The sequence below is a fragment of the Rhodococcus sp. 05-339-2 genome (assembly GCF_002258965.1).
In the GTDB taxonomy this organism is placed as follows: Bacteria; Actinomycetota; Actinomycetes; order Mycobacteriales; family Mycobacteriaceae; genus Rhodococcoides.
In genome coordinates this window covers 98,221-109,747 of the sequence record NZ_NOYW01000016.1, presented here as the reverse complement: position 1 = coordinate 109,747, position 11,527 = coordinate 98,221, and the positions used below count along the sequence as shown (strand labels likewise).

Genomic DNA, 11,527 nt, shown 5'->3' with positions numbered 1-11,527 from the left:
ACTCAGTCGAGTGGTTCGGTGAGGTAGCGCCGCAGCGTCGGTCCTACCCACCGAACCAACTGCTCGTGGGTCATCTCGGCCAATGGAGGTACTGTGAGGATGTAGCGTGCGAACACCAGACCGAGTACCTGGGTTCCCACTAGGGCAGCCCGCTCCGCATACCGATCTGGCGAGACTGCGGCCAGCGCCGGCGCGACCTGGGTGGCGAACACCTGCTGCATGGTCGTTGCCGCCGCGGCATTGGTAGCCGCAGCGCGCATCAGGGCGAGGAACGTTCCGTCTTCCTCCCAGACCTGGAAGAACCTGGGCATCAACACTTCTGCGATGCGCTCGGGTTGGACGTGGGTCAGATCCGGAATGTCGAGTTCGAACGTGGCGGCCTCGGCGAACAACGCTTCCTTGGTTCGGAAGTACCTGACGACCATCGCCGCGTCGACGCCCGCGGTGGCGGCGACGGATCGCATGGTGGTGCGGTCGTAGCCGTCGGCCCCGAATTGGGCGCGGGCTGCGTCGAGAATGCGAGCCCGGGTGGCGGTCGCGGATCGAGGTTGTCGTTCGGTCATCTCCGTAGCCTAAGTCAACAACCGTTGACCACGGTGCTCGGTGGGTCTATCGTCGGAAGTCAACAGTCGTTGACCAAGAATTCGCTGACCCAGGAATTCGCTGACCACAGTGGGAGTGCGTCATGAACCATTCGGACGTGATCGTCGTCGGTGCAGGTCCGGCAGGCTGCATGCTGGCGGGGGAACTCGCGCGTGCCGGCCGCTCGGTGACGGTGCTCGAGAAACACGATGCACCATCACCGCTGTCGCGAGCTTTCGGAGTACATGCCCGCACGCTGGAGATTCTCGACAGTCGTGGTCTGGCCGAGGACCTGCTCTCCACCGGAGCGCACGCGCCGGGACTGAAACTCTGGAACGGACTGTCCCTCGACCTCGGCGCACTACCGTCGCAGTTTCCGTATCTGCTGGTCACGCCACAGACCAACGTGGACTCTCGACTCGAGGAGTACGCGCGGGCGTCCGGTGCGCGGATTCTGCGCGGGGTCGAGGTCACCGGTCTCGAGCAGAATGCCGACGGAGTAGTGGTGCGCGGGACGGTGGCCGACGGCAGCGCGCAGGAGTGGACGGCGTCGTATGCGGCCGGAACCGACGGAGTGCACAGTATCGTCCGCACGTCGATCGGACTCGACTTCCCCGGCAGGGAATTGCTGCGGTCGATCATGCTCGCGGATGTACGGTTGGTTGATCCGCCCAACGGTCTGATCAACATCGGCGCAGGCGAGGACTGCTTTGCGTTCGTCGCGCCGTTCGGCGACGGGTGGTTTCGAGTGATCGCCTGCGACCGTACCGACACCGCAGACGTAGCTGCGTCCGTCGACGAGACGCGGCTTCGTGACGTGGTGCGCCGCGCAATCGGAACCGACTACGGCTGGACCGACGTGCGATGGAGTTCGCGCTTCTCCTGCGACGAGAGGCAAGTCCGGCGCTACCGAGTGGGCCGGGTATTCCTGGCCGGCGATGCGGCGCACGTACATTCGCCTGCCGGGGGACAGGGCATGAACACCGGAATCCAGGACGCGATGAACCTCGGCTGGAAGCTGGCAGCCGTCCTCGGCGGTGCCGACGAGAAGATCCTCGACACCTATCACGACGAGCGGCATCCAGTGGGAAAGCTGGTGTTGCGCAGTAGCGGCGCGACGATTCGCATGTTGTTGCTGCGCTCGGTGGTAGCGCGGACGTTGCGCAACATCGTCTCCGCACGGGTGCTTCGTAGACAACGTGCCGTCGGCAGGATAGCCGGGATGTTTTCCGGTATTTCGATCTCGTATGCTCGCCGACGTGGCGAGCACCCGCTGGTTGGCCGGCGCGCCGTGCAGATACCCCTCATCGACGGCACCGTCACCACGGCGCTGCGCGACACCACTTTTCTGATGATCGGCGAGAACGATTGCAGCCGAACGGATATCCCCCGCCGAGCCGACCACGGTCCGGCAGTCCTCGTCCGGCCCGATGGATACATCGCATGGGCCGGACGATCGGACTCGAATCAATGGCAGGCTGTTCGAGACCGGTGGACAGCAGAGTGTTCCGCCTCGATCAGCCCTGCAGCAACGTGAACGAGTGCTCTCGGATCAGGATGGACGGGCCGCCGGCCTCGTAGTCCTGATCCGGGTCGCTCGAGATCGTCTGAGTCCAGGTGCCCTTCGGCAGAGTGAATTCCACGGCTCCGGGTGAGGCGTTGACCATCCACGCGAACGAGGCATCACTTTCCCCGGCGCGCATGAGGACCAGAATGCTGTGGGCGTTGCCGTCGGACCAATCCTCGTCGGACAGCTTCTCGCCGTCGGCGCGATAGAAGTCGACGGTGTCCGGGCCGGCTCCCTCCTCGTCGGAATCGCTGTCGTGCCGGAACCAGGTGGGGCGCAGTGCCGGGTGCTCGGTGCGAAGCGCGATGAGGTGCGTGGTGAAGTCGATGAGGTCCTGATCGGCTGTGCTCCAGTCGAACCAGGAGACCTCGTTGTCCTGGCAGTAGGCATTGTTGTTGCCGTTCTGCGTCCGGCCGAGCTCGTCGCCGCCGAGGATCATCGGCACACCGGCCGAGAGCAGCAGCGTCGCAAGGTGATTGCGTTGCTGGCGAGCTCGCAATGCGTTGACACCCTCGTCGTCGGTCGGGCCCTCGGCACCGCAACCCCACGAGCGGTTGTCGGATTCGCCGTCCTGGCTGTCCTCGCCGTTCTCCTCGTTGTGTTTGTCGTCGTAGGAGTTCAGGTCGGCCAACGTGAAGCCGTCGTGCGCGGTGATGAAGTTGACGCTCGCCAACGTGGGACGACGGGTGCTCTCGTAGACGTCCGGGCTGCCGGTGACACGTTGCGCCAGTGCAGGCAGCGCCCCGCTCTCGCCGCGCCAGAAATCGCGAACGTCGTCGCGGAACTTGCCGTTCCACTCCGACCAGCGCGCCGGGAAGCCGCCCACCTGGTAGCCCTGGGTGTCCCACGGTTCGGCGATGAGCTTGACCGGCGCGAGCGTCGGATCCTGATGCACGAGGCTGAGGAACGCACTGTGCACGTCGAGGTCCGAGTCCTGACGAGTCAGGGTGCTGGCCAGGTCGAAGCGGAAGCCGTCGACGTGCATCTCGGTCACCCAGTAGCGCAGTGAGTCGAGGATGAGTGCCAGGGCGGCGGGGTGACCGACGTTGAGGCTGTTGCCGGTACCGGTGGTGTCGTAGTACGCGCTCCGGTCGTCGTCGACGAGTCGGTAGTGCGAGCCGTTGTCGATTCCCTTGAGCGAGAGGGTCGGTCCGAGATGGTTGCCCTCGGCGGTGTGGTTGTAGACGACGTCGAGAATGACCTCGATGCCGTTGTCGTGCATGGCTTTGACCAGGGCCTTGAACTCGTCCACCTGGCCGCCGGTGTCGCCGGTGCTGCTGTACTCGTTGTGCGGGGCGAAGAAGCCGATGGAGTTGTAGCCCCAGTAATTGCGACGGCCCTCCTCCAGCAGATGCGAATCCTGAACGAACTGGTGGATCGGCAGCAGTTCCACTGCCGTGACGCCGATTCGCTTCAGATGTGCGATGGCTGCGGGGTGTGCCAGTCCGGCATAGGTGCCGCGAATGTCCTCGGGCACATCGGGATTGGTGGCGGTGAATCCCTTGACGTGCACCTCGTAGACGACCGTCTTGTCCAACGGTGTGTGCGGTGACTCGTCTCCCGACCAATCGAAGTTCGATTGCACAGCAACGGAGTACGGCATGTACGGTGCCGAATCCTCGTCGTTGCGGGTCTCCGGTTCCTCGTGCAGATGCGAGAAGACCGACTCGTTCCAGTCGACCTGACCGGTGATGGCGGTGGCGTACGGGTCGAGGAGCAACTTCGCCGAGTTGTGCCGCAGCCCCGACGCGGGGTCCCACGGACCGTCGACGCGCAGACCGTACCGCGCTCCCGGGGTGACGTCGGGAACCAGATCGTGAAAGACGTGACCGGTGCGCTGCGTCAAAAGCGTTGTACTGCGCTCTGTTCCGTCGTCGTTCAATACGACCACAGAGACCGAGTCCGCTGTTTCGGAGTAGACGGCAAGGTTGGCACCGTCGTTCGACAGACGTGAGACGCCCAAGGGGTACGGGAGACTGAATGAGGAGGGCATGGTCGCGGCAGTACCCCCGTAAGGCTCGAGCGAAACGCCTGCATACCGAGCGTTCGGCTAGTATCGACGGCGAGATTGCGGCCGCCGAGCACCAGCGGGCGCAAGTTACGAAGGACGATGCGATGAATTGCCCACGACCCGATGCCGGTTCGGCCCGCCTGGACGAGCTGTTTCCGGGTGACAACGCGACCGACGCCAGGTTTCGGGAACTGGACTGGGCGGCGACCGAGTTGGGGCCGGTGGACCAGTGGCCGCAAGAGTTGATCACCGCGATTCGCACCGTCATGCCGTCGACGATTCCGATGCTGATCTGGTGGGGTCCTCACCTGGTGCAGATCTTCAACCACACGTACACCGACTTCCTCGGGGACAAGTTCCCCGCGGCCGCAGCGCAGCCGGCCAAGGTCTGTTGGGCGGAGATCTGGGACGAGATCGGAGAGTTGGCCCGACAGGTCGTCGACGGCGGCACGGCAGTGCACGGTGCTCGCCAACGGTTCATGATGAACCGGTACGGATTCCTCGAAGAGACGTACTTCACTTTCTCCTACAGCCCGATCCACGGTCCCGGGCGCGCGGTCCTCGGCGTGTTCGTCGCCACGTCGGAGGTCACCCAGCAGGTGCTCGGTGACCGTCGTATGCAGGCGTTGTTGAGCCTGGGGACGCTGACAGGCATCGACACCGACGGTGCCGAGGACATCTGCCGGGCGGCCGTGGGCGCGCTCGCGGCCGAAGCATCGGAGTTTCCGCTCGTCTCCGGTTACCTCCGCGAAGGCATGAATGCGGACGGCCGCGTCGAGTGTGTCGTGACCGGCGGCGACGTCGGCTACGAGCGCTCGACGTGGGAGTGCGCCGATCTCGCCCGGGTCGCCGACGGCGCAGTGGCCGTGGCGACGGTCGGCGTGGACGGCAACGTTCCTCGGGCCGTCGTCGTGCCGTTGACGATGGCAGGCCGTGTGCAGCCGGTCGGTGCGCTGCTGATCGGGGTGAGCAGCCACCGAGTGATCGACGATGCCTTCACCTCGTTCTGTGGCGTCGTGGCCGAACGCGTATCGACTGCGCTGACCGCCTCCCAGGCCTTCGAGATGGAGCGGCAACGCGTCGTGGCGCTGGCCGAGGCCGATGCGGCGAAGACGCGACTGCTCGAAACCGTTGGGCACGAATTCCGAACACCGCTGACCCTTCTCGCCGGTCCGCTGGACTCGGTACGCGAGAGTGCTTCCTCGCAGTTGAGCGAACCCGATCGGCACTCTCTCGACGTGGTCCATCGCGCATCGGTACGACTACGCCGACTCGTCGACGATCTGATGGATGCCGTCAGCGCCGACGCGGGCCGACTCGAGGCCCGTCTCGAACCCACCGATCTCACGGCGGTGACGCGTGACTGCGCGACGCTGTTCGCGACGGTGGCGTCGGACCGCGGTCTCGACCTGGAAGTCGATACGTCCGAGGACGTCGTCGTGCTCAGCGACGGCGAGATGTGGTCGAAGATCGTGTTCAACCTCGTCGCGAACGCCATCAAGTACACCCCCACGGGCCGGGTGTCGGTGCGTCTGAGGGCCGAGACCGACACCGTTCGGCTCGTGATCGCCGATACCGGGCTCGGAATCCCCGAAGACGATCTGTCGCGCATCTTCGATCGATTCCACCGGGTCGAGCACGCGGGAGCGCGCAGTATCGAAGGGTTCGGCATCGGGCTCGCGCTGGTATCGGACCTGCTCACAGCCCTGAACGGGCATGTGGATGTCGCCAGCGAGGTGGGCATCGGGAGCACGTTCACCGTGGTCGTGCCCCGGGTGCCGGTCGAGGCCGCGGTGCCTGTCGACCGTCCGGCAACACCGACCGATTCGGTGTCGGCGATCTTCGTGGCCCACGAATCGACGCAGGCGACGCCCGATCGAGCGGACATTCTGCTCGTCGAGGACAACGTCGACATGCGCAACTACCTGCTGAGGCTGCTGACCGAGGAAGGGTGGTCGGTCGCCACCGCAGGCGACATCGAGACCGCACTCGATCTGGCACGGTCGACGCCGCCGGGCATCGTGCTCACCGACGTCATGCTCCCCGGGCGCAGCGGACTGGACCTGGTCGACGAGATCCGCCGCGACACCGGTCTGCAGCGTGTGCCCGTGATACTGCTGACCGCGCGAGCGGGAACGGACTTCGTGCTCGACGGCCTGGGCCGCGGGGCCGACGACTACATCGTCAAACCGTTCCACGATCGAGAACTCGTGGCCCGTGTGCGGGTACACCACGAACTCTCCCGTATGCGCGAACAGATCCTCGCCGAAAGTGACAACCAGGCCTCGACGCTGCGCACTGCCCTCGACACCCGCGGAACGATCGGCCGGGCAGTGGGAATTCTGATGTCGGTCTACCGCATCGACGAAGATGCCGCGTTCACCCAGCTGACCGAACTGTCGCAGAACTCCAACCGAAAGACCCGCGACCTGGCAACCATGATCGTCGACGACTTCACCGCCGGGCTCGACCGAGAGCGTCAGTGATTGCGGCGGTAATTCTCGCGTTCCCGTTCCATTTCGGCTGTCTTCTTCTCGCTCTTCAGATCGGCCGGGAGCCCGTGGATTTCCAGGCGTCGGGCACGGTTCTGGTCCATGTACGCCGCCGTGTAGAACAGCGCGAGCAGCAGGCTGAGCAACACCATCGAGGCGCGTAGCCAGATCGCTCCTGGGAACAGGACGAAAAATCCGATGAAGATCGGCAGGAACGGAATCATCGAGCGCAGGATGTGACGCGGCGTCGCTCCCGGACCGACGAGATCGCGTCGGACCCAGCCCTGGAACTCGTCGGGGAGTTTGCGGCCGAGGACGGCGTAGCCCAGCCATTGGCCGAGGGGCGGACGGGTGCGGGTCGGGCGAGCGTTCACGACAGTGCTCCTGCTGCGATGGCCGCGTCGTTGACGCGGGTGAGGACGCGTCGCAGTTCGTCGAGCTCGGCGAGTGACGCGCCGAGCTTCGCCACGACGGCGGGTGGAATTCTCTCGGCCTTCTTGCGGAGTGCGGCCCCGGCCGGGGTGAGCGCGACGAGCAGAACGCGCTCGTCCTCGACGCTTCGATTGCGGGTGAGCAACCCCATCGACTCCAGACGCTTGAGAAGCGGCGACAGGGTGGGGGAGTCGAGCTGCAGTGCCGATCCGATGGCTTTGACCGACATCGGCGACTCGCCCCACAGTGCCAGCATCACCAGATATTGCGGATGCGTCAGCCCCATCGGCTCGAGCAGGGGCCGATACACCGACAGCACGGCACGGTTGGCGACGGCGAGTGCAAAGCAGACCTGTCGATCGAGTGCGAGTGGATCTTCGGCGGTGGCCACGGTCCCAGGCTACCAGAATTGAGTAGTGCACTAACCATTAGTGGGCGATGCGATATCGAAAGTCGGTACTCGATGCCCGAAAGATGTTGCAAAGAAGGGCAAATGCTCGCGCGGCGAGGTGTTGCCAGAGTCCCGGTCGGTCCGAATCGGGCGGATCGACGTTCGGCATTCCATCCGGTCGGTTGCTGTGCAATGCTCCATGCAATTCGCCATTTCGTTGTGATAAATCCCGCCCTGCTGACACCTCCCGAGAGGATCGCCATGCGTCGTCGACGCATCTTCACCACGTTCGTCGTCGCCGCAGCTCTGTCGGTGTCCTCGGTAGGCGTCGCGACGGCCGATCCCATCGGGCCGGTCGCGCGGATCGTCGACACGTCCATCGCGTCGCAGACCCTGCGCACGCTGAGCGTGGAATCGCCAGCGATGGGGGCGGTCGTCGAGGTGCAGGTGCTCACCCCGGCAGCACGGTCCGGCTCGCGGCCGACGCTGTACATGCTCAGCGGCATCGGAGAAGAGGACCCCAACAACAGCATGTGGCTCCGCAAGGGCGGCGCGGCCGAATTCTTCGCCGACAAGAACGTCAACGTCGTCCTACCGTTGGCAGGCCCCGGCAGCTTCTACACCGACTGGCAACGGGACGATCCGAAACTCGGCCGATACCAATGGGAGACGTTCCTGACCGAGGAACTCCCCCCGTTGATCGACGCAGCCGTGGACGGCAACGGACGCAACGCGATCGCAGGGCTGTCCATGGGTGCGCAGTCCGCCATGATGCTGGCCGCACGTCACCCCGACCTCTACTCCGGGGTGGCGTCGTACAGTGGTTGTTTCGCCTCCTCGGAGCCGATGGGGCAGGCGAGCATTCGCGCGATCGTCGGAGCGTTCGGCGGTAATGCCGACAACATGTGGGGCGGACCTCTCGATCCTGCCTGGGTGCAACACGATTCGGTTGTCAACGCCGAAAGTCTGCGCGGCACCGACGTGTACGTGTCGGTGGGAACGGGAGCGCCGGGGCCGCACGAAAGCTTCGACAGCGCAGCGGCACTGGATGTGGTGGTGGTCGGCGGCCTCATCGAAGTGGGCGCGAACTACTGCACCCATCGACTGGCGGACCGACTCGGCCAGCTGAACATCCCGGCGACATTCGACTTCACCGAGACCGGAACTCATTCGTGGCCGTACTGGGTGGAGCAGCTGCCCAAGAGTTGGCCGACGCTGGCCGGGTCGCTCGGGATCTGAGCCGACTCAGCCGCGGTTGGTGTCGCGAAAGTCCTTGGGGGTGCAGCCGAAGCGCGCACGAAACGCGCGGCTGAAATGCGCGGGGTCGGTGAATCCCCACGATGCCGCCAACGCGCCGATGGTGGTGCGGGCATTCTGCGATGATCCACTGGGCGATACGGAGGCTTGCCTTTTATCGCTCGCTCAGGCCCATCAAGACCATGATGTGGTTGTCCTTGGCGGCCGTGCAAGTCGAGCTGCTCGTGGAGTTCCGTACTCGAGCGAGTTGTCGAAGTAGCGGTCGGACATCGAAAGATGGCGGTAACCGGGACTTCGTGTGTGGACACACGATCGTCACGCGTGGAGCTCGATGGGCGGTGCGCATCTGCCGCACAATGTGTGCGCGATCACACAAGACCTTCTCGTAGGCCCGGGCGCAATCTGGAGCAGACACGCCACAGGTGCCGCGATCGGCGCCCGAGAAGGAGCCAAGAAACATGACTGCAGTACAGGAATCGGCCGCACCGTCGTTGCCGACCGGAACCGCCACCGAGCTCTACATCGCCGGGCAGTGGCACGGCGCATCCGACGGTGGCACCTTCACCGACATCAACCCCACGACGGAACAGCCCCTGGCCGAGGTTGCTGCGGCTACCGCGTCGGACGTCGATGCAGCGGTGCGCGCCGCCCGTGCCCAACTCGGCGGCGAGTGGGGCGCGACCCCAGGTGCGGCCCGGGGAAAGTTGCTGAACCGGATCGCCGATCTGATCGAGCGCGACGGCGACCTGCTCGCTCGACTCGAGGCCCTCGACGTCGGCAAGCCGGTGGGTCAACCGGCGATGCTCGACATTCCCAATGCAGCAGCCACTTTCCGGCACTTCGCCGGCTGGGCAGACAAGATCACCGGCAGCTCCATTCCCACTGCGGGATACTTCGGGCAGCCGACGCACTCGTACACCGTTCGCGAGCCCGTCGGCGTGATCGGCATGATCGTTCCCTGGAACACCCCGTTGATGATCGCCGGATGGAAGCTCGCGCCCGCACTGGCCGCAGGAAACACCGTAGTGATCAAGCCGCCGGAGGACGCACCGCTGTCGATCCTGCACCTGGCTCGACTGATCGACGAAGCGGGCGTACCCGCCGGAGTGGTCAATGTCGTTCCGGGACTGGGTGAAGTGACGGGCGACGCCTTGGTCGGGCATCCGGACGTCGACAAGATCAGCTTCACCGGCAGCCCGCGAGTCGGCAAGCTCATCGCCAAGAAGGCTGCCGACACGTTCAAGCGGACCACCCTCGAGCTCGGCGGCAAGTCGCCGCAGATCATCCTCGAGGACGCGGACCTCGAGGCAGCGATCAACGGAACCGCGATGGGCCTGTTCTTCAACCAGGGCCAGGTGTGTGCGGCCGGCACCCGAGTGTTGGTGCATCGCTCGCTGTACTCGCAGGTGGTCGACGGTCTGGCCGCTGCGGCGTCGGCTCAGGTGGTGGGCGATCCCTTCGATCCGTCGACGACCATGGGCGCACTCGTCAACGCCACGCAGCGCGACAGCGTGCTGGGGTACATCCAGGCCGGACGCGACGGCGGTGCCCGAGTGGCGGCCGGAGGTGGCCGTCCCGACGGGGCCGGGTATTTCGTCGAGCCGACCATCTTCGCCGACGCCGACAACGGCATGAAGATCGCCCAGGAGGAGATCTTCGGGCCCGTCGGTACGGTGATTCCGTTCGATACCGCGGACGAAGCGATCCGCATCGCCAACGACACCGTGTACGGACTGGCCGCCTCGATCTGGACCCGCGACGTGTCGAGGGCGCACACCCTGGCCGCGCAGGTCCGCTCCGGCGCGGTATGGGTGAACGGTTGGGCGGCAATCGATCCCGCACTCCCGTGGGGCGGCATGAAGTCCAGTGGCACGGGCCGTGAGCTCGGGTGGGCAGGCATCGAGGCCAATACCGAGGAGAAGGTCGTGACGATCGTTCTGTAGAGCCCCCGCAGGTGAGCGGGAGTGGAGCCTGCGGAACGACCCATGTGAGTGGAACTTCGTAGCAGGGGTCGAAGTTCCACTCACCTGGGGTAACGCGGTGTTTACCGAAGGAAACTCGATTCGTAACGAGTAGGCCTCAAGCTTTGATTCAACGGACGTAGAACAACGTGCGAACGGATCGGAAGGCGATGATGACGATGCCCGAACCCTAGGTCCGAGCAGGGAGCCGCTACCGTAGGGCTGTGCCCAAGCTCGTGGATCACGACGAACGCCGCCGCGCGATCACCGCGGCAACGTGGCGTCTGATCGCTGCCAAGGGGATCGATGCCGCGAACATGCGGGACATCGCGACCGAGGCGGGATACACGAACGGCGCGCTGAGCCACTACTTCGCGGGTAAGGACGAGATTCTCCGAACCGCGTTCGAGCACGTCTTCGAGGCTACGAACCGACGGATCGACGAAGCTCTCGGCGACGCAACAGGATTCGATGCCCTCCGCATCTTCTGCCGAGAAGTGATGCCGACGACCGAAGAGACTCTGCTCGAGGCGAGAATTGCAGTCTCGCTGTGGCAGCGCGCGATGTACGACGAGCACATGGACGACACGAACCGTCGATCCCTGGTGTCGTGGCGGGCGCGGATGGCGGAGTTTCTCGAGCAGGCTCGCGCAGAAGGCGACGCCGGCGACTTCGATGTCGATCTCGCCGTCGAAATGTTGCTCAACATGATGATGGGCATGCAGATTCTCGGCGTGCTCACCCCCGATGACACCACTGCCGACCGGCAGTTCGAGATGCTCGACCGGTTCATAACTCAGCTGTAGCCACCCTGTGTGTGGGCGACCTGTGTCC

Annotated in this window: 10 protein-coding genes; 5 read left to right on the top strand and 5 right to left on the bottom strand. The window is 65.0% G+C overall.

Annotation, left to right across the window (positions count from 1 at the left end; all coding sequences use genetic code 11):
• Nucleotides 1-2: 2 nt before the first annotated feature.
• Nucleotides 3-563: a TetR/AcrR family transcriptional regulator gene (locus CH273_RS14130; RefSeq protein WP_032395442.1), complete on the bottom strand. Its 561-nt coding sequence runs from the start codon at nucleotides 561-563 to the stop codon at nucleotides 3-5.
• 122 nt (nucleotides 564-685) lie between these two features.
• On the opposite strand from CH273_RS14130, the gene CH273_RS14125 reads away from it, so the two are divergent.
• Nucleotides 686-2,119, top strand: a complete 1,434-nt coding sequence (locus CH273_RS14125; RefSeq protein ID WP_032395441.1) for an FAD-dependent oxidoreductase — start codon at nucleotides 686-688, stop codon at nucleotides 2,117-2,119.
• Here CH273_RS14125 and glgX read toward each other — a convergent pair.
• Nucleotides 2,100-4,142 carry a glycogen debranching protein GlgX gene (gene glgX, locus CH273_RS14120; protein ID WP_032395440.1) on the bottom strand — a complete coding sequence of 681 codons (2,043 nt, stop codon included), beginning with the start codon at nucleotides 4,140-4,142 and terminating at the stop codon, nucleotides 2,100-2,102. The two genes, CH273_RS14125 and glgX, sit on opposite strands and share 20 nt — an antisense overlap.
• A gap of 122 nt (nucleotides 4,143-4,264) precedes the next feature.
• Between glgX and CH273_RS14115 the strand changes: the two genes are divergently transcribed.
• Nucleotides 4,265-6,646 carry a response regulator gene (locus CH273_RS14115; protein ID WP_032395439.1) on the top strand — a complete coding sequence of 794 codons (2,382 nt, stop codon included), beginning with the start codon at nucleotides 4,265-4,267 and terminating at the stop codon, nucleotides 6,644-6,646.
• Here CH273_RS14115 and CH273_RS14110 read toward each other — a convergent pair.
• A complete protein-coding gene (locus tag CH273_RS14110; protein ID WP_032395438.1) occupies nucleotides 6,640-7,026 on the bottom strand; it encodes a DUF5313 family protein in 387 nt (128 codons plus the stop codon). The two genes, CH273_RS14115 and CH273_RS14110, sit on opposite strands and share 7 nt — an antisense overlap.
• Nucleotides 7,023-7,475: a MarR family winged helix-turn-helix transcriptional regulator gene (locus tag CH273_RS14105; RefSeq protein WP_032395437.1), complete on the bottom strand. Its 453-nt coding sequence runs from the start codon at nucleotides 7,473-7,475 to the stop codon at nucleotides 7,023-7,025. Before CH273_RS14105 ends, CH273_RS14110 begins: the two co-directional genes overlap by 4 nt.
• A gap of 261 nt (nucleotides 7,476-7,736) precedes the next feature.
• Here CH273_RS14105 and CH273_RS14100 point away from each other — a divergent pair, with 261 nt between their 5' ends.
• Nucleotides 7,737-8,714, top strand: coding sequence for an alpha/beta hydrolase (locus CH273_RS14100; RefSeq protein ID WP_032395613.1), 978 nt, complete (start codon nucleotides 7,737-7,739; stop codon nucleotides 8,712-8,714).
• Between the two features lie 6 nt (nucleotides 8,715-8,720).
• Here the strand turns inward: CH273_RS14100 and CH273_RS14095 are convergent, their stop codons facing one another.
• On the bottom strand, nucleotides 8,721-8,834 hold the full coding sequence (locus CH273_RS14095; RefSeq protein WP_082322475.1) for a helix-turn-helix domain-containing protein: 114 nt from the start codon (nucleotides 8,832-8,834) through the stop codon (nucleotides 8,721-8,723).
• A 356-nt stretch (nucleotides 8,835-9,190) separates the two neighbouring features.
• Here CH273_RS14095 and styD point away from each other — a divergent pair, with 356 nt between their 5' ends.
• Together styD and CH273_RS14085 are read left to right on the top strand one after the other, a co-directional pair.
• Complete coding sequence (gene styD / locus CH273_RS14090) at nucleotides 9,191-10,675, top strand: phenylacetaldehyde dehydrogenase StyD (protein WP_032395436.1); 1,485 nt, start codon at nucleotides 9,191-9,193, stop codon at nucleotides 10,673-10,675.
• Nucleotides 10,676-10,929: 254 nt separating this feature from the next.
• The gene (locus CH273_RS14085; protein ID WP_082322493.1) at nucleotides 10,930-11,499 is read left to right on the top strand and encodes a TetR/AcrR family transcriptional regulator; all 570 of its coding nucleotides are present in this window, start codon (nucleotides 10,930-10,932) and stop codon (nucleotides 11,497-11,499) included.
• Nucleotides 11,500-11,527 lie beyond the last annotated feature (28 nt).